The sequence below is a fragment of the Mesorhizobium sp. Mes31 genome (assembly GCF_024519675.1).
GTDB lineage: Bacteria > Pseudomonadota > Alphaproteobacteria > Rhizobiales > Rhizobiaceae > Mesorhizobium.
On sequence record NZ_JALJRL010000002.1, the window covers coordinates 266,115 to 283,419 of the forward strand.

The 17,305-nt window shown below is 61.0% G+C and carries 15 protein-coding genes and 1 tRNA gene; 6 read left to right on the forward strand and 10 right to left on the reverse strand.

From position 1 onward, the window contains the following. Positions 1–236 precede the first annotated feature (236 nt). The gene (locus tag NR193_RS03900; RefSeq protein WP_256749560.1) at positions 237–536 is read left to right on the forward strand and encodes a hypothetical protein; all 300 of its coding nucleotides are present in this window, start codon (positions 237–239) and stop codon (positions 534–536) included. A 138-nt stretch (positions 537–674) separates the two neighbouring features. On the opposite strand, the gene NR193_RS03905 is transcribed toward NR193_RS03900, so the two are convergent. The 7 genes from NR193_RS03905 to NR193_RS03935 form a co-directional block, all read right to left on the reverse strand. Next, complete coding sequence (locus tag NR193_RS03905; RefSeq protein WP_256749561.1) at positions 675–2,657, reverse strand: acetyl/propionyl/methylcrotonyl-CoA carboxylase subunit alpha; 1,983 nt, start codon at positions 2,655–2,657, stop codon at positions 675–677. Between the two features lie 49 nt (positions 2,658–2,706). Further along, complete coding sequence (locus tag NR193_RS03910) at positions 2,707–3,081, reverse strand: hypothetical protein (protein WP_256749562.1); 375 nt, start codon at positions 3,079–3,081, stop codon at positions 2,707–2,709. A gap of 120 nt (positions 3,082–3,201) precedes the next feature. Continuing rightward, complete coding sequence (locus tag NR193_RS03915) at positions 3,202–3,732, reverse strand: O-acetyl-ADP-ribose deacetylase (protein WP_256749563.1); 531 nt, start codon at positions 3,730–3,732, stop codon at positions 3,202–3,204. Position 3,733: 1 nt separating this feature from the next. Further along, positions 3,734–5,341, reverse strand: a complete 1,608-nt coding sequence (locus tag NR193_RS03920) for a carboxyl transferase domain-containing protein (protein WP_256749564.1) — start codon at positions 5,339–5,341, stop codon at positions 3,734–3,736. Position 5,342: 1 nt separating this feature from the next. Further along, the gene (locus tag NR193_RS03925; protein ID WP_256749565.1) at positions 5,343–6,506 is read right to left on the reverse strand and encodes an isovaleryl-CoA dehydrogenase; all 1,164 of its coding nucleotides are present in this window, start codon (positions 6,504–6,506) and stop codon (positions 5,343–5,345) included. Positions 6,507–6,580: 74 nt separating this feature from the next. Beyond that, entirely contained in the window at positions 6,581–7,219 is a 639-nt protein-coding gene (locus NR193_RS03930; protein WP_256749566.1) for a TetR/AcrR family transcriptional regulator, read from the reverse strand. A gap of 70 nt (positions 7,220–7,289) precedes the next feature. Further along, positions 7,290–7,574, reverse strand: coding sequence for an acylphosphatase (locus NR193_RS03935; protein WP_256749567.1), 285 nt, complete (start codon positions 7,572–7,574; stop codon positions 7,290–7,292). A 165-nt stretch (positions 7,575–7,739) separates the two neighbouring features. Between NR193_RS03935 and NR193_RS03940 the strand changes: the two genes are divergently transcribed. Continuing rightward, positions 7,740–8,732, forward strand: a complete 993-nt coding sequence (locus NR193_RS03940) for a GNAT family N-acetyltransferase (protein WP_256749568.1) — start codon at positions 7,740–7,742, stop codon at positions 8,730–8,732. A 35-nt stretch (positions 8,733–8,767) separates the two neighbouring features. On the opposite strand, the gene NR193_RS03945 is transcribed toward NR193_RS03940, so the two are convergent. Continuing rightward, positions 8,768–9,880 carry a pyridoxal phosphate-dependent aminotransferase gene (locus NR193_RS03945; protein ID WP_256749569.1) on the reverse strand — a complete coding sequence of 371 codons (1,113 nt, stop codon included), beginning with the start codon at positions 9,878–9,880 and terminating at the stop codon, positions 8,768–8,770. A 228-nt stretch (positions 9,881–10,108) separates the two neighbouring features. Between NR193_RS03945 and NR193_RS03950 the strand changes: the two genes are divergently transcribed. Then, the gene (locus NR193_RS03950; protein ID WP_256749570.1) at positions 10,109–11,785 is read left to right on the forward strand and encodes a tetratricopeptide repeat-containing sulfotransferase family protein; all 1,677 of its coding nucleotides are present in this window, start codon (positions 10,109–10,111) and stop codon (positions 11,783–11,785) included. Positions 11,786–12,060: 275 nt separating this feature from the next. Here the strand turns inward: NR193_RS03950 and NR193_RS03955 are convergent, their stop codons facing one another. Then, positions 12,061–13,191, reverse strand: coding sequence for a porin (locus NR193_RS03955; RefSeq protein WP_256749571.1), 1,131 nt, complete (start codon positions 13,189–13,191; stop codon positions 12,061–12,063). Positions 13,192–13,642: 451 nt separating this feature from the next. Between NR193_RS03955 and NR193_RS03960 the strand changes: the two genes are divergently transcribed. From NR193_RS03960 to NR193_RS03970, 3 genes are all read left to right on the forward strand, one after another. Continuing rightward, a tRNA-Ser gene (locus tag NR193_RS03960) sits at positions 13,643–13,733 on the forward strand. Between the two features lie 149 nt (positions 13,734–13,882). Further along, the gene (locus NR193_RS03965; protein WP_256749572.1) at positions 13,883–14,983 is read left to right on the forward strand and encodes a porin; all 1,101 of its coding nucleotides are present in this window, start codon (positions 13,883–13,885) and stop codon (positions 14,981–14,983) included. A gap of 243 nt (positions 14,984–15,226) precedes the next feature. Further along, positions 15,227–16,282, forward strand: coding sequence for a site-specific integrase (locus tag NR193_RS03970; protein ID WP_256749573.1), 1,056 nt, complete (start codon positions 15,227–15,229; stop codon positions 16,280–16,282). A gap of 80 nt (positions 16,283–16,362) precedes the next feature. Here the strand turns inward: NR193_RS03970 and NR193_RS03975 are convergent, their stop codons facing one another. Then, the gene (locus NR193_RS03975) at positions 16,363–17,265 is read right to left on the reverse strand and encodes an alpha/beta fold hydrolase (protein WP_256749574.1); all 903 of its coding nucleotides are present in this window, start codon (positions 17,263–17,265) and stop codon (positions 16,363–16,365) included. Between the last annotated feature and the right edge of the window lie 40 nt (positions 17,266–17,305).

Sequence of the window (17,305 nt, forward strand, 5' to 3'; positions counted from 1 at the left end):
AGCCAAAACCCATGTGACGGGTTTTACATCCATGGGAGATCGCCCACATTCCAGCCTTGGTCATGGCGAACGCCCTTGGCCTTGTCCTTGGCAATCCAGCACAGTTTGCCAATGCGGCGCCGCGAACACGCTTAGGATGAATCGCCCCTCCCGCCATTCCCGATAAGTTTTATCGCAATTTAACTAATGTAGTCCACTCTACTGGAAGGCATTCTACCGACCGCGGGAGGATTGGAATGACTGAGCTTATTGACGACGAGGATGTGCTTCCCAAGATCAGCCCAACCGCCCGCTGGCGCGCAATGGCTTTGACGGCAATGCAGTTTGCACCACCGGCCATCTCGATAGGATGTGCCATCCTGGCTGGTTACTTCATGTATAGAGGCGCCAACCAAAAACCCCCCGCGGACGTCGCGGCGCTGGCCGTGTCCATACTACGATCAGGTGATGCCTCCCCCGAAATGAGAGATTGGGCAGCGGAGGCTCTGGGAATACAGACCGACATTCGAATGCCGGCCAAATTTGTCCAGCAATGACAGGTCGGGTTTCGTATTCAGGACTATTGCTCGTATTGACGCTTTTGCGCGTCTGTTCGGGAACTGCGCCTGAAGGTCCGTCTGGCCGGGTTCGCCCCGGCCATTCTTGCTTCCGATCCGTTGTCCGCTTCCGAACTGTCAGGTCGCAGCAGTGGTCGAAGCGCTCTGTTCCTCGACGAATCGCACCAGCACTGTCCCGTCGGTAACCTGTGCTCCCTCGGCCGCGATGTCGGCGATCACTCCGTCATGCGGCGCGGCGATGGTGTGTTCCATCTTCATCGCCTCGAGGATCAGCAGCGGTTGGCCCTTGGTCACGGCATCGCCCCGTGCCGCACGCACCAGCTTGACCAGCCCCGGCATCGGCGCACGCAGGCTGCCGGTGGCGCCAGCCGCCTCATCGGCTCTCGCCAACGGGTCCGTGACTGTGAAAGTATAGCCGACGGCGCCTTCGAACACGGTGACGTGGCCTGGCCAGACGGCGAGGCGAGGGACGGCGCGAAAGTCATGCGAATTGGTGCTGTCATAGGGTGCATCGAGCGCCACCTGGAACCGCCCATCCGGCCGCACCGAAACCCGCGCCACGATATCCTCTTCGCCGAACTTCAGCCGTGTGCGCCGCGCCACGCTGTGGAAATGTGCATAGCCCGCGAGCGAAGACCATGGCTCGCTGGACAGCGGCAGTGCTCCCGCGCCAGAGGCCGCAAGGGCGGCCGCCGCGATGGTTTCGCCGCTCGGCGGCGCGACCTCGGTCAGCGCCGGCTGGTGCCTGGCGATCAGGCCAGTGTCGACATCGCCCGCCGCGAAGTCTGGATCCGCGGCAAGAGCGGCGAGAAAGGCAGTGTTGACGGTCGAGCCGGCGATCTCGGTTTGCGACAGCGCCGCGCCGAGCGCTTTCAGTGCCGCCTGCCTGTCTTTTGCGTGGACGACCAGCTTGGCGATCATCGGGTCATAATAGGGCGAGATGGCATCGCCGGCCCGCACGCCGGTCTCGATGCGCATGCGGGCACCTTCAAGTGCTGCGTCCGGAAATTTCAGATGGTGCAGCGTGCCGGTCGCGGGCAGGAAGCCCTTTGCCGCATCCTCGGCATAGATGCGCGCCTCGAAGGCATGGCCGGCGAGCACGATCTCGCTTTGCGTCCTCGGTAGTTTCTCACCTGACGCGACCTTGAGCTGCCACTCGACCAGATCGGTGCCTGTGACCATTTCGGTAACGGGGTGCTCGACCTGCAGGCGGGTGTTCATTTCCATGAACCAGAAGCGGTCGGCTTTCAGGCCCTGCGAGGCATCGACGATGAACTCGACGGTGCCGGCGCCCGAATAGCCGATCGCCTTGGCGGCCTTTACCGCCGCCTCCGTCATCGCCTTGCGCAGCGCGTCCGTCATGCCGGGGGCGGGAGCCTCCTCGATCACCTTCTGGTGGCGGCGCTGCGCCGAGCAGTCGCGCTCATAGAGGTGAACCGCATTGCCGAAATTATCGCCGAACACCTGCACTTCGATGTGCCGCGGCTTGTCGACATATTTTTCGACCAGCACGCGGTCGTCGCCGAAGGCGGCCTTTGCCTCGCGTCGCGCGCCAGACAGCGCCTCGGAAAACTCATCGGGATGCTCGACCCGCCGCATACCCTTGCCGCCGCCGCCGGCGCGCGCCTTGATCAGCACGGGATAACCGATCTCGCGTGCCTTGGAGGCAAGCAGCACGATCTCCTGCGCCTCGCCATGATAGCCCGGCACCACTGGCACACCGGCTTTTTCCATCAGCCGCTTGGCGGCGTCCTTCAGCCCCATCGCGCGGATCGAGGCCGCCGACGGACCGATGAAGGTCAGCCCCGCTGCCACCACCTGGTCGACGAACTCAGGGTTTTCCGACAGGAAGCCGTAACCGGGATGGATGGCTTGCGCGCCCGTCGCCAGCGCTGCGGCGACAATCCTGTCGCCGCGCAGATAGCTTTCGCCGACGGGCGAGGGACCAATGTGCACGGCCTCGTCGGCCATCTCGACATGCAGGGATCTCGCGTCGGCATCCGAATAGACGGCGACGGTGCGCACGCCAAGCTTTCGTGCCGTGCGAATGACACGGCATGCGATCTCGCCCCGATTGGCGATCAGGATCTTGCCGAACATGGAACCTCCCGGGTTAGCCTCGGGCGGCGCCAGCCAGACAGACGCCTGCCTACTTCGACGCCGCGATCTCGCAGGCGCCGCCATTCGTCACCTTGTAGTGCGCGCGCGTGCCAAGGCAGGATTTCATCGCCAGCTCTTCCGCCACCTTTTGCGACGGCGCATTCAGCCGCGCGCCGCAGAGGATGTAGAGTGACACCACCCTGGAATACGGCGTGGTGGCGTAGGCGGAATGGCCGCTGGCCGCGACATAGGCTTTGTAGGCCTTGGTGCATGGCGATTTCGGATCGCCATTCAAAGCCGGCGGGAACCGCTTGTCGCCCTCGCTTCCGGCTAGCGATCCGGCCACGCCGGCACCCGACGAGGCGAATATAAGAAACCCTGCAAGTATCGAAGTGGACGCTGTCCGCAGATATTTCAGTTTCATTTTTACCCCATTCCCATTGCACTGAGCGCGACGAGCAGTAGCGAACTTTTTGCTTCGCTGCCAGTTCGTTGGTGGAGATTCTTGGCTGCCTATGCTGGTGAATCGGTTGGTCCATACAGTTCAGCCTTTTCGCAGGGCAGCAACGGCCTGCCGGTATAGTTCCGCCATTTGATCGTCGAAGCAGCAGAAAATGACGGTCTCCGGCATTGTCTTCTGTTCGAGGAATGTACTGACTGTCCTGGCAGCGATCTCTGCGGCCTCATCTCTGGGATAGCGATAGATGCCGGTCGAGATCGCCGGAAACGCCACTGTGCGACAGTCATTGGCGGCAGCGAGTTCGAGTGAACGGCGATAGCAGGACGCGAGCAGTTCGGCCTCGCCTTTGCCACCACCTTGCCAGACCGGCCCGACCGTGTGGATGATATGGCGCGACGGCAGCCGATAGCCCTTCGTCAGCTTCGCATCGCCGGTCCTGCAGCCATTGAGCATGCGGCATTCGAACTCCAGTTCCGACCCGGCCGCCCGGTGGATGGCGCCGTCTACCCCACCACCCCCCAGCAGTGAGGAATTGGCGGCGTTGACGATGGCGTCGATGGCCAGCCTGGTGATGTCGCCGGTGTGGATGCGGACCCTGTCGCCGATGTCGTACATGTCACATCCTGAACACGCCGAAGCGCGTGTCCTCGATCTCGGCATTGAGCGCCGCTGAAAGGCTAAGTGCCAGCACCTCGCGCGTCTTCCCCGGGTCGATGATGCCGTCATCCCAGAGGCGGGCGGATGAGTAGAGCGGATGGCCCTCATGCTCGTATTTCATCAGGATCGGTTTCTTGAACTTTGCTTCCTCCTCGGCGCTCCATTCGCCCCCCTTGCGCTCGATGCCTTCGCGCTTGACCATGGCGAGCACCGTCGCCGCCTGCTCGCCGCCCATCACCGAAATGCGCGCATTCGGCCACATCCACAGGAAGCGCGGCGAATAAGCACGGCCGCACATGCCATAATTGCCGGCGCCGAACGAACCACCGATGATGACGGTCACCTTCGGCACCCTGGCGGTGGCCACCGCCATCACCAGCTTGGCGCCGTCCTTGGCGATGCCGCCGGCCTCGTATTTCCTGCCGACCATGAAGCCGGTGATATTCTGCAGGAAGACCAGCGGAATCTTGCGCTGGCAGCACAATTCGATGAAATGCGCGCCCTTCAGCGCGCTTTCGGAAAACAGCACGCCATTGTTGGCGATGATGCCGACCGGCATGCCATGCAGGTGGGCGAAGCCGGTGATCAGCGTCGTGCCGTAGTTCTGCTTGAACTCGTCGAATTCGGAGCCGTCGACGATGCGGGCGATCACCTCGCGCACGTCATAGGGCTGGCGCAGATCCGTCGGCACGATGCCATAGAGTTCATCCGCCGGATGAAGCGGCTGAATCGGTTTCTGTAAGTTAAGGCTTACCGTCTTGTTCCGATTCAGATTTTTGATGATGCGCCGGCAGATAGCCAAGGCGTGTTCGTCGTCCAGCGCATAGTGATCGGCAACACCGGAAAGCCTTGTGTGCACATCGGCGCCACCAAGATCCTCGGCACTGACATCCTCGCCAGTGGCCGCCTTCACCAGCGGTGGGCCGCCGAGGAAGATGGTTGCCTGGTTGCGCACCATGATCGTCTCGTCCGACATCGCCGGCACATACGCGCCGCCCGCCGTGCAGGAGCCCATGACGCAGGCGATCTGCGGGATGCCGGCGGCAGACATGTTTGCCTGGTTGTAGAAGATGCGGCCGAAATGCTCGCGATCGGGAAATACCTCGTCCTGGTTGGGCAGATTGGCGCCGCCGCTGTCGACGAGGTAGATACAAGGCAGATTGTTTTGCAGCGCGATCTCCTGCGCCCGCAGGTGCTTCTTCACGGTCAGCGGGTAGTAGGTGCCGCCCTTCACCGTGGCGTCGTTGACGACGACCATCACCTCGGTGCCTTCGACGCGGCCGATGCCGGCGATCATGCCGGCCGAGGAAATCTCCTCGCCATACATCGACCATGCGGCGAACTGGCCGATCTCGAGGAAGGGCGAGCCGGTGTCGAGCAACAGGGCAAGGCGCTCGCGCGGCAACAGCTTGCCACGCGAAACGTGGCGCTCACGCGCCTCCTCGGATCCACCGCGCTCGACGGCCGCGGCCTTCTCCGCGATGTCGGCGACCAGTGCGCGCATGCGTTCGCCATTGGCGCGGAAAGTGTCGGAGGAGGGGGATATCTGGGTCTGGAGAACGGCCATTCTATACCCCCTCCGCCATGATCTCGCGCCCGATCAGCCAGCGGCGGATTTCGCTCGTGCCGGCGCCGATCTCATAGAGCTTGGCATCGCGCAGCAGACGGCCGGTCGGATATTCGTTGATATAGCCATTGCCGCCGAGCAGCTGCAGTGCGTCGAGCGCCATCTGCGTCGCCTTCTCTGCGGCAAACAGCACGCAGCCGGCGGCATCCTTTCGTGTCGTCTGGCCGCGATCGCAGGCGGCGGCGACGGCATAGACATAGGCGCGCGCGGCGTTCATGGTGGTGTACATGTCGGCCAGCTTGCCTTGCACCAGCTGGAACTCGCCGATCGCCTGGCCGAACTGCTTGCGCTCATGCACATAGGGGATCGCCACGTCGAGGCACGCGGCCATCAGGCCGATCGGGCCGCCGGCGAGCACGGTGCGCTCATAGTCGAGACCCGACATCAGCACCTCGACGCCTCGCCCTTCCTCGTGCAGCACGTTGTCGAACGGCACCTCGACATCCTCGAACACCAGCTCGCCGGTGTTGGAGCCGCGCATGCCGAGCTTGTCGAGTTTTTGCGCCACGGAGAAACCGGCAAAAGCCTTTTCGATGATGAAGGCGGTGATGCCGCGCGATTTCCGCTCCGGATCGGTCTTGGCGTAGACCACCAGCGTTTCGGCGTCCGGCCCGTTGGTGATCCACATCTTGGTGCCGTTGAGCACATAGCGGTCATTGCGCTTTTCGGCATGCAGCTTGAGCGAGACGACGTCGGAGCCGGCGCCGGATTCCGACATGGCGAGCGCGCCGACGCGTTCGCCCGAACATAGCGGTGGCAGGAATTTCTCCTTTTGCGCCGGTGTCGCCCAGCGGTTGATCTGGTTGACGCAAAGATTGGAGTGGGCGCCGTAGGAGAGGCCGACCGATGCCGAGGCGCGAGAAATCTCCTCGACGGCAATCACATGGGCAAGATAGCCCATGCCGCTGCCGCCGAAATCGGGATCGGCGGTAATGCCGAGCAGCCCGAGCGCGCCGAGTTCGCGCCACAGATGCGCCGGGAATTCGTTCGACCGGTCGATGTCGGCGGCGATCGGCGCGATCCTGTCCTGGGCAAAGCGCCGCACCATGTCGCGCAGCGCCTCGATATCCTCGTCATGCCCGAAGCTGAGCGTGTTCGTGTACATGTCGTTCCTCCTGCCGCATGACCCCGAAAATCGACTTTGATTTTCGGAAAGGGATCATGCGCGAAATAAAAATTCTACAGCGTCCTTTGCGCGTCTAAAAAGACGCGCGGCGCTGTAGCGGATGCCGCGCCGACCAGGCGCATTGTCATTGAAAGATATGTCGCCGTCACTTCAGCGATCGACAGCCGCTCGCCCGGCCGAAACCAGACAATGACGCCGGTCATCATCTGGATCAGCGCCATGGCCGTCAGCCCGGTGTCGTCGATGCTGAACACATCAGCTTCGGCGCCATCGCGCAGGATGGCGCGCAGTTCCTTTTCGTAGGCAGTGCGCATGCGCAGGATCTGTGTCAGCCTTTCGGGCGACAGGCTGCGCAATTCCATGTTCGACACATGCGTGGCATGGCGACGCTCGATATGGAAAGCGATATGGTTTTCGACATAGGCCGAGAGCCTTTGTGCCGGGCTCGCATTGACCGGTTTGGCTGCTTCCCACGCTTGGGACAGGCCTTGCATGTGTTCGCGCATCAGCGTGAACAGAAGGTCTTCCTTGGTCGGGAAATAGCGGTAGAGCGCGGCTGCCTGAACGCCGACCTCGGCGGCAAGCTGGCGCATCGACATCGCCTCGTAGCCAAAACGCGCGATCAGGTTGACCGCCGCCTCGCGGATCGCCGCTTCGGTCTTTTCGCCATCGGATCCGGTGGTGCGCGCCATTGTCGTCCCTTCGTGGAACGATATTAAAACGAACGTTCAATTAATTCAAGAGTGCCGGCCAACTTCGCCGTCATGCAATGATCCTGAACCCGACAGGGACGCTTCCGGCTGCCAATTCCTCGACGTCGACCCGGGAAACCGAAGCCCCGGTCGGCCCTTTCCAGAGTCGCTCGATCATTGTCGAGACCGCTTCATCGCGGCCAGCAATCTGGGCCGTTACAGATCCGTCCGCTTCATTGCAAACCCAGCCCGCAAGACCAAGGCTTGTGGCTTCGCCCCGAGCCCAGAGCCTGAAGCCGACGCCTTGCACGTTGCCGTAAACGTGCGCCCGCACTTCCCTGCGACGACCAGCCATGAATCTCTCCAAGCCTGTCTCCATGGAATCTGGTGCCTGGCTCAGGGAATGCAACCTGAGAATTGCGCGCATGACGCAATAGCTGGGTTCTCCGGGTTCGAAATTTAATTGACTCAGTCCATCAATTTTGGAAAATGCAACTGCCTTGTCGGGAGTTGGATGCAGATGTTGGACGAACGCAACGCATTGGTGGGGCAGATACGCCACTTCAACCGGTTCTACACCCGGACCGTCGGCCTTCTCGACGAGACCCTGACACAGAGCGCGTTCACCTTGACAGAGGCGCGCGTGCTGTTTGAGTTGGGCCACCACAGCAGCCCCGCTGCTCCCGAAATCGCTGGCGAGCGAGGGTTCCTGGCCGGAGCTTTTCGGTTGGAGAATGGCCCGGCGGCGTCCGAAATCGCCAGGCAATTGCGTGTCGATCCCGCCTATCTCACGCGGATTCTGCGGAAGTTTGCGGGCGAGGGGCTGACCGAAGCCCGAACGGATCCGACCGACCGGCGGCGCAGGGTTCTCTCGCTGACGCCCAGGGGCGAGGCAGCACTTGCGAGGCTTCAGGCGGCCGCCGACCGGGACACGGCGCGGTTGATCGAAAGTGTGCCCGACGACAGGCTGCATGAACTGGGCGACGCGTTGCGCAAGGTTGGGAAATTGCTGGGTGATCCTGCCTGCGGGAATGACGTGGTGGTGTTGCGGCCGCACCGTGTCGGGGACATCGGCTGGGTCGTGCAGCGGCAGGCCCAACTCTATGCCGAGGAATATGGCTGGAACATCGAGTTCGAAGCCATGCTCGCGGAGATTGGCGTCGATTTTATCCGCAATTTCGTGCCCGGCCGCGATTTCTGCTGGATCGCCGAACGCGGCGGCGAGCCGGTCGGCGCGGTGTTCCTGGTGCATCTGGACGACGAGGTTGCGAAGCTGAGGATGCTGCATGTCGAGGCGGCGGCCCGCGGCCTGGGCATCGGCAAACGCCTTGTCGCGGAGTGCGTGAGCCAGGCCCGCGCCAGTGGCTACATCAGGCTCATGCTATGGACCAACGACATCCTCATCGCGGCGCGCGCGATCTACGAGCGCGCCGGCTTCAAGCTGGTCTCGCAGGAGCGCCATCACAGTTTCGGCAAGGAATTGACCGGTCAGACCTGGGAACTGGATTTGTGAGCTTCGTATGCCCGCGGTTTGCTTACAAACGGACCCTAATTGCCCCGCGCCGCTGCCAGCGCGCCAGGCAGTTCCTCGGCAAAGATGTCGAGTTCGTGGTCGAGGCCGACGCTGACACGGATGCAGCGGTCGAGCACCGGCACCATCGGCTTGCGGATGAACACGTCGCGCGACAACAGCCCCTGCAGCACTTTCAGCGCGAAGGCGCCGTCGTGGCCGCAGTCGATGGTGACGAAATTGGTCGCTGAAGGCAGCGGCTTCAGCCCGTTCTGCTCGGCGGTTGCCGCGATGCGCCGGCGACCGGCCGCGACCCGCGTCACCACGGTTTCGAGATAGTCCTGGTCGGCAAGCGCCTCGACGCCGGCAATCTGCGCCATGCGGCTGACGCCGTAATGGTTTCGGATCTTCTCGAAGTCGCGGATGACTTCGGCCTCCGCAACGGCATAACCGCAGCGTATGCCGGCCAGCCCGTAGGCCTTCGAAAAGGTGCGCATGCGGATGACGTTCGTCCGTGAGATGTCGATCGGCGGCAGCGCCGAGGCCGGTCCAAGTTCGCCATAGGCCTCGTCGAGCACCAGCATGGTGGTTTCCGGCAGTGCTTCGATGAAGCGGGTGAGTTCGCCCGCTTCCCACCAACTGCCCATCGGATTGTCCGGATTGGACAGGTAGACCAACGGCGCCTTATCCCGGCGCGCCGCCGCAAGCAGGCCGTCCAGGCTTTCCCGGTCGTTCTCATAGGGGACCGTGACCAGCCGCCCGCCGACGCCGGCAATATGGAAGTTGAAGGTCGGATAGGCGCCGAGCGAGGTCACCACGGCATCGCCTGATGCCACATACATGCGTGCCACGAGGCTGAGCAGGCCATCTATGCCTTCGCCGACAACCACGTTTTCGGCGCCCACGCCGAGATGCCCGGCAACGGCAACCTTCAGATCATGATTGTCGGGATCGCAATACATCCACATGTCGCGGGCGATCTCGGCCATGCGGGCGATGACGCGTGGCGAGGGACCAAAGCTGCTCTCATTGGCACCGATGCGGGCGCGAAAGGCGCGACCGCGCTCGCGCTCCTGCGCTTCGGGGCCGACAAACGGGACCGTCGACGGAAGTGCCGCGATGAGCGGCGTCAGGGGAGGGCGTTGGCGCATGGCGAAGGCTCGCTTGGAAAGGGCCTTCTTGCTAACCTGCCGGCAGGGCGCACGCAAGTTGCCGGGAGGCAGATCCGTGACGCTGCTCGGCCAGAACAGAAACGGGGCGGCCGTTCTCACGTTTGGCGAGATCGGCCGATGGCCGGTCCGTTGAGATCAGCTCTGGTTTAGCATCCCGTTGCGGCACCAAGACTGGATTCTCCGTGCCGCTTTTGCTAGCGAGATAGGATGAGCAACCGATTGCCGCCCGCCTGGGCAAAGCACCTCAAGACCCAACCCTCGACGAAGGCGGTATCGCCTAAGGCCGCCCCTCCGAAAGCCCAGCCGAAGGTCGCCCTGTCCCGCACGCATGCTGACGACATGCTGTTGAGGCAGGCACTCGAACTGCAGCAGGCCGAGCGGCTGCCTGAGGCCGAGGAACTTTGCCTCAGGGTTCTGGCGCGAACGCCCGAACATCCCCTGGCGCTGTACATACTGGGGACGCTGGGGCTCGAGTTCGATAGCGAAAAGGCCTTGCGGTATTTCGCACGCGCGGTGGGAGCCGAGCCTCGCAACCCCTATTACCACCTTAGCTTGGGGGAAGCCTATCTCAAGGTCAGCGAGTTTTCGCCAGCGATACGGCACATTCAGTACGCCTTGGCCATGAAGCCGGATATGGTGGAGGCGCTTTGCGCCCTCGGCAACACCTACAATGTGTTTGACAAGGGGGAGATGGCGCTGCCGCTCTTCGAGAAGGCGCTGAAACTCGCGCGAGATCATCCTTTGGCTCGGATAGGGCTGTCCCGCGCACTCGCAAACCTTGGTCGTATGGACGAAGCCGCGGCTCATCTGAAAAAGGCAGTAGAGCGGCGCATCGAGGTGCCGGCTGCGTACTATGCGCTTGTACACACACGCAAATACACGGAAGAGCCGCCGGAACTCGCGGCAATCCTGCTAGAGCTTCGAGACCCGAACCACGGGTCGGAGGGAGCGGCAGCGCTTCATCACGCGGCCGGGAAGGTGCTCAATGACATGCATCGCTACAAGGAGGCGATGGACCACTTCAAGAAGGGAAATCAAGCCGCCGGTCACAAATTCGATCTGGAAAACTACCGTCGTTGGGTCGATGCCATGATCGAAACGTTCACGCCGGAGCTGGTGGCTTCAACGGCCGCTTATGGCAATCCCTCGGAGCTGCCGGTATTCGTCGTTGGCATGCCTCGCTCGGGCACGACGCTGACTGAGCAGATCTGCGCCAGCCATCCCGATGTTCATGGCGCCGGCGAGCTCAGCAAGCTTAGACGAATGGCCCATGGGATTGGCCTGGGAGACCGCTCCAACGCGAATTTTGGCGAATCAATCGCGACGATTAGTCCCGATCTGACCAGGACTTTGGCCGAGGAACACCTTGCCTATCTGCGTGAGCGGGCTCCTGATGCGCTTCGGATCGTCGACAAGATGCCTCACAATTTCGAGCTGATCGGTCTGATCGGCATTCTCTTCCCCAACGCGCGCATCATTCATTGCCGCCGCGATGCCGTTGACAATTGCATCTCCTGCTTCGTCCTGCAATTCAGTAAAGCGCACAGCTACAGCGCCGATCTTCAGACACTGGGCCTTTACTACAGGGAATATGATCGCTTGATGCGCCATTGGGGCAGGGTTTTCCCCGGACGTATTTTCGAAAATCGCTATGAGACTTTGATCGAAAATCAGGAGGAGCAGTCGCGCCGGCTCATAGATTATCTCGGATTGCCCTGGGACGATGCCTGCCTGCGCTTTTTCGATAGGGATGGCTCGGTCAACACGCCCAGTCGGTGGCAGGTTCGTCAACCGATTTACAAATCGTCGGTCAAGCGCTGGAAGAATTATGAGAACGAGATTCAGCCGTTGATACAGTCTCTGGGTGACCTTGCCGAGGCGTAAGCTGAGCTCGACGATCCCATAGCGGATTGAAGGTCACGAATCTGCTTATGCTATCGCGTCCCCAGCGGTAGTACGTTTATTTCTCGAACAACGTGCCCGAGCGAAAAGACGTGCGAATCCCGAGAGGCCCGGGGCGACCTCGTAGATAACTACTAACGCTTCCTTCGTCAGATTTTGCACTTGCAATGCCGAATTCCATCGGCTGCGCCTGGCAACTCCAAAAAAAGAACCCGGCGGTTGCCCGCCGGGTTCCGATTTCGACGAAGCGAAATCTATTAGAACGAACGCTGGAAGCGGAGCATACCGCCGACGCTGTTCTTCTTGTCCGCACCAGTCCAGTTGAAATTGTCCGGATCGCCAAACTTGCCGTCGTGGGCATAGTCGACTTCGGCCGTGACCGTGAGGCCGGGGACGACGTCGTAGGCTACGTTAGCCGCGACACCCCAGTTCTTGTCATCGTCAGCCGACACCTGGAGGTTGAACGAGGTCTTCTCGTTGAACTTGTAGGTGCCACCGCCCCACACTGCCCAGTTGCCGCCCCACTGCTTGTAGAAGCCGCGACCGCCGCGGAAGTCATTGAGATTGTCGTCGGAACCATAGCCAGCCATGATGAACAGCGACAGTTCGTTCGTAGCGTTGACATCCAAGCGAACCTTGCCGGCCCACTCTTCGTAGTTGCTGTCATACGAGGCAACGCCGGTGATGGCGCCCCAGCCCTGCGTGTACTTCACACCGCCGACGACATGCGGAACATAGCTGTCGATCGTATCGATGCCGGAACCTTCTTCGAGCGAGACCACGGCCGAGAAGCCATTGCCGGCATCGAAGTAGTACTGGACGACGTTCGTGTCGAAGTTACCGTAGGGAACCAGCGTATCCTGGATGACGTTGCCGGCGTAGCCGATGAACGTATCGAAGGCCGATTCATCCTTACCGACGCGGAGGCCACCGAGCTGGATCCAGGCGAAGTTCAGCGAAACGTCCTTGTTGTGGGCGTCGTTGATGTAGCTACCCGTATCGGTCTGGAAGTTGCCGAAGTTGAAGCGGGTCTCGGTGTAGGTCTTCAAGGTGCCGAGCTCGGTTTCCTGGCCGGTCCAGGTCTTCAGCGTGAAGCGGGCATTCTTGTAGTAGGTAGCGTTGTTGTCGCCAGGAGTCATGTGATCTGCGCTTCTCGCGCCATCGAACGAGCCGATGTCACCCACGCCGATGTCATAACGGATATAGCCGCCGATGCGCAGGCAGGTTTCGGTGCCGGGAATGTAGAAGTAGCCAGCGCCGTAGACGTCGCAGATCTTGACGTATTCAGCGGGTTCCGGCTCGGCGACGACGACGGCGTCGGCGGCGCGCGCACCGGAAACTGCGATCAGGGCCGCAGCGGAGCCGAGAAGAAGGCTCTTGATGTTCATTTTCTGACCTCCAGTCAAAAGTTAAAAAACGGGTCTGGGTATTCTTTGCTGAAGGACAGCGTTCCCTGCCCCATCCCCACTACCGAAAAAGATGCGCACCGCGCCGCTCCTTCGAAATCGACATTACCCATGAGGCAGCGGCGTTCAACAACGATCGTACCGGCGAAAGGGCTGTTCGGCTGCTATCCCCTGGCGTTGTTGCACAAATGACACGATTTGGCCTCACTCAGAAAGCTCTCGTTAACCATCCGCCCCTCCGCAACCCCTTGTTTGCGGGCGAATCCGGCGATCGGCCGACGGAATCATGGCAAAGCCCCGAGTCGCTGGCCGGGGAATTGCCGCAGAACCGCCACATCGCGGAAAAGCCGGGGTTCGGTGCCTTCTTATTTTTCCATATAATGACGCGGGCTTGTTGATTGTGCCGGCGCTTTTCTTTATCCAGCGGCGCAACGGAGAGGTGGCCGAGTGGTCGAAGGCGCTCCCCTGCTAAGGGAGTAGAGGTCAAAAGCTTCTCGTGGGTTCGAATCCCATCCTCTCCGCCACTTTTGCCCGCCCCAGTGGCGGCAAGCCAGAAGTTACCCTACTAAAACAGGTAGATAGATACGATTGGCGCGGCTTTGGCCGCGCGACTTCGCGCCAAAATACGCCGAAGACAACGCTGTTTTGTTCGATTCTGACTGGAGGTCAGAAAATGAACATCAAGAGCCTTCTTCTCGGCTCCGCTGCGGCCCTGATCGCAGTTTCCGGTGCGCGCGCCGCCGACGCCGTCGTCGTCGCCGAGCCGGAACCCGCTGAATACGTCAAGATCTGCGACGTCTACGGCGCTGGCTACTTCTACATTCCCGGCACCGAAACCTGCCTGCGCATCGGCGGCTATGTCCGTTATGACATCGGCGTGGGTGACCGCGAAGGCGTGCAGAACGCTCCGGACATCGTCGACGGCGGCTTCCACGACACCTATTGGAAGCAGGCTCGCTTCACGCTGAAGACCTGGACCGGCCAGGAAACCGAACTCGGCACCTTGAAGACCTACACCGAAACCCGCATCAACTTCGGCAACAACTCGGGCGACTATTTCGACGCGACCACGGATGTTGCCGACCATTGGCAGGCTCGCAACAAGGGCATCTCGCTGAACTTTGCCTGGATCCAGCTCGGTGGTCTGCGCGTCGGTAAGGACGAATCGGCCTTCGATACGTTCATCGGCTACGCCGGCAACGTCATCGACGACACGATCGTTCCCTATGGCGACTTCGACACCAACGTCATCCAGTACTACTTCGACGCTGGTAACGGCTTCTCGGCCGTTGTCTCGCTCGAAGAAGGCGAGGGCGACTACACGATCAACAGCTATGTCCCGCATGTCGTCGGCGGCGTGAAGTACACGCAGGGCTGGGGCGCCATCACCGGCGTTCTCGCTTACGAGAGCAACGCGGAAGAAGTTGCCGGCAAGGTTCGCTTGGATGTGAATGCTACCAACGAGCTGTCGCTGTTCATCATCGGCGGCTACGGTTCGGACTCGAACACCGACTACAACTTCTACAAGCTGTGGGATGGCAACTGGGCGATCTGGGGTGGTGGCACCTACAAGATCAACGAGAAGACCTCGTTCAACGTCCAGGCCTCGTATGACGAAGGCAAGACCCTCGGTCTCGCTGCCAACATCGCCTATGACATCGTCCCCGGCTTCACGATCACGGCCGAAGTCGACTATTTCAACAAGGCCGATAGCGACTGGCACCCCAGCAGCGACGGCGTCGGCGGTATCCTCCGCTTCCAGCGCTCGTTCTAAGGGCTGGTTCCTTACAGGTGAAATCCAGCCCGGGCGCTTCCACGCCCGGGCTGTTTTTGTTTCGTGACTGGGCTTGGGCAGACAGAAGGAAAAGGGGGAATCGGTAGCTGAATTGAATCTGCGATAGGATTTCGTGGGATCCCCATCTGGCGGATGAAATCACAATCGCGTGATTCAAAACTCTTGAAAGGACGCCTTGATGTGGGCTAGGTCTGACCTATCCACTCGGGGGTGTGGCTCATAATGACAAACGAAGCGATTCAAGAGGGTAATCCCTCTGATCATTTTGCGGTGTTCTCTTCTCAAAATTCAAAGTTTAAATATACCTACAACAAGATACGAGAAGTAACGTCGCATAGGGTTGGGGATCTTTTTTCAGCATATCGGGATATATTGTGGGATGATGGGCGGCACAAATACAATGTCAGCTCCTTCATCGGCGAGATAGACGAGATTCTCCTCGGGGAGCGTTTCAGCGCCTTTGACCAGAGTACCCTGGACAACCTTATCGGCACCTTGCGCCAGCGCGGCAACAGCAACGCAACCATCAATCGAAAGATGGCTGCCCTCAGCAAACTGCTGCGCAAGGCTCACAAGATGGGAGACATCCACAGCCTGCCTGAGTTCCGCCGCCAGAAGGAGCGGGCGGGGCGGATTCGTTTCCTCGAGAGGGACGAAGAGGCCAGGCTGTTTGCTGCCATCAAGAGCCGCAGCGAGGATGCCTACAGGCTCTCGGTCTTCCTGGTCGATAGCGGATGCCGCCTCGGTGAGGCTCTGGGGCTGATCTGGAATGACATCCAGGAGCATCGCGTCAGTTTCTGGATCACCAAGTCCGGCCGCAGCCGCACCATTCCGATGACCGAGCGGGTGAAGGAGGTCATCAAGCTGCCTGCCACCGAAGGCCGCCGGCCCAAAGGCCCATTCACCAAGCTCAGCCAGGCACAGTTCCGTGCCATCTGGAACGACGCAAAGGCCGAGGTTGGTCTTGGCGCTGACGATCAGGTGGTGCCGCACATCCTACGCCATACATGCGCTTCGCGTCTTGTCCAGGGCGGCATCGATATCAGGCGCGTACAGATGTGGCTCGGCCACCAGACGCTGTCGATGACCATGCGTTACGCGCATCTGGCCACGAACGACCTCGACGGCTGCGTCATTGTGCTGGAAACACCTCGATGCAGCGGGTCCGACAGCGCGGCGGCAAAACCCGACTCGTCTCCCTGCGCCGTGATACAGGAAAGAAAGAGCGAGCCGGTCGCGGCAAAGGCCAAGGTACGGAAAAGCGCGAAATCCCAATAGCATAAGATATTTTCGACGCGCCCCTCGATCTGAGCTTGGTCGAGGGGCGCATTCGTTTTCGGCGTTGCCTGTGCCTGTTCTCAGCCCGCGGTCGCGCCGTGTTGCTCGGTACAGTCGAAGAACGTGGCGATCATGTTTGGCAAGTCGCCGGTTTCAAGGAAGGGGGCGTGCCCCTGACCCTCGACGGCGATCGTCTCCATCTGCGAATGGCGTTCTCGCATCTGCCTCAGCGTGTCCACGGACAATAATCTCGAGTTGGCGCCGCGGAGCGTGAGCAGGGGAATGGCCTGCAACGCCTCGAATTGCGGCCACAGGGCCGGGAGTGGCTGAGTCAGATCGAGATTGGCAACGGTGTCGACCAGCTTCGGGTCGAAATCAGGCAACAGCCCTTGATCGGTCTCGCGGTAGAGCGCCCCTACCATCCGTTTCCAGTCGGCGTCGGTGAGCGCGGGAAAATCCTGGCCGTGAACATCGCGCTGGCCATCCACCGCCAGAGCGAAGGTTTTCGGCTTTGGTTCGCGTTCCAGGTAGGACTGGATATGGGCAAGGCCGGCTGGCTCGATCACCGGCCCGATGTCGTTGAAAACAATGGTTTTCAGCACGGCCGGCCGCAGCGCACCGAGAACATGGATGATCAGCCCGCCGCGCGAAGTGCCGATGAAGGCGGCCTCGTCGATATTCAACGCCGCCAGCCCGGCAAGAATGTCGCCGGCTTCGACGCCGACATTATAATGGCTGACATCGGGATCGTAGGCGGATTGCCCACGCCCGCGATAGTCGAAGGCAACCACCTTGCGTGGAGCCGTGGGCCGGGCCGAAAGATGGAGCGCCAACTCGTGAAAATCCCGGGCATTGCGGGTCAGGCCAGGTAGGCAGACCACCGGCCAATGGTCGGAATTTGCTTCGCCATAGACACGCGCATGAAGTTTTAGCCCATCCGGAGCGCTATAGAAAAAATCGGAAAAGGCTTCAGTGCTCGACATCTGGACGCGATTCCTTCCCGCCGCCGAATCTTCCCTGACT

What these genes read in the sequence shown, in the direction of transcription:
- NR193_RS03900 (WP_256749560.1), top strand. Translation starts at nt 237, where the DNA reads ATGACTGAGCTTATTGACGACGAGGATGTGCTTCCCAAGATCAGCCCA.
- NR193_RS03905 (WP_256749561.1), bottom strand. Translation starts at nt 2,657, where the DNA reads ATGTTCGGCAAGATCCTGATCGCCAATCGGGGCGAGATCGCATGCCGT.
- NR193_RS03910 (WP_256749562.1), bottom strand. Translation starts at nt 3,081, where the DNA reads ATGAAACTGAAATATCTGCGGACAGCGTCCACTTCGATACTTGCAGGG.
- NR193_RS03915 (WP_256749563.1), bottom strand. Translation starts at nt 3,732, where the DNA reads ATGTACGACATCGGCGACAGGGTCCGCATCCACACCGGCGACATCACC.
- NR193_RS03920 (WP_256749564.1), bottom strand. Translation starts at nt 5,341, where the DNA reads ATGGCCGTTCTCCAGACCCAGATATCCCCCTCCTCCGACACTTTCCGC.
- NR193_RS03925 (WP_256749565.1), bottom strand. Translation starts at nt 6,506, where the DNA reads ATGTACACGAACACGCTCAGCTTCGGGCATGACGAGGATATCGAGGCG.
- NR193_RS03930 (WP_256749566.1), bottom strand. Translation starts at nt 7,219, where the DNA reads ATGGCGCGCACCACCGGATCCGATGGCGAAAAGACCGAAGCGGCGATC.
- NR193_RS03935 (WP_256749567.1), bottom strand. Translation starts at nt 7,574, where the DNA reads ATGGCTGGTCGTCGCAGGGAAGTGCGGGCGCACGTTTACGGCAACGTG.
- NR193_RS03940 (WP_256749568.1), top strand. Translation starts at nt 7,740, where the DNA reads ATGTTGGACGAACGCAACGCATTGGTGGGGCAGATACGCCACTTCAAC.
- NR193_RS03945 (WP_256749569.1), bottom strand. Translation starts at nt 9,880, where the DNA reads ATGCGCCAACGCCCTCCCCTGACGCCGCTCATCGCGGCACTTCCGTCG.
- NR193_RS03950 (WP_256749570.1), top strand. Translation starts at nt 10,109, where the DNA reads ATGAGCAACCGATTGCCGCCCGCCTGGGCAAAGCACCTCAAGACCCAA.
- NR193_RS03955 (WP_256749571.1), bottom strand. Translation starts at nt 13,191, where the DNA reads ATGAACATCAAGAGCCTTCTTCTCGGCTCCGCTGCGGCCCTGATCGCA.
- NR193_RS03965 (WP_256749572.1), top strand. Translation starts at nt 13,883, where the DNA reads ATGAACATCAAGAGCCTTCTTCTCGGCTCCGCTGCGGCCCTGATCGCA.
- NR193_RS03970 (WP_256749573.1), top strand. Translation starts at nt 15,227, where the DNA reads ATGACAAACGAAGCGATTCAAGAGGGTAATCCCTCTGATCATTTTGCG.
- NR193_RS03975 (WP_256749574.1), bottom strand. Translation starts at nt 17,265, where the DNA reads ATGTCGAGCACTGAAGCCTTTTCCGATTTTTTCTATAGCGCTCCGGAT.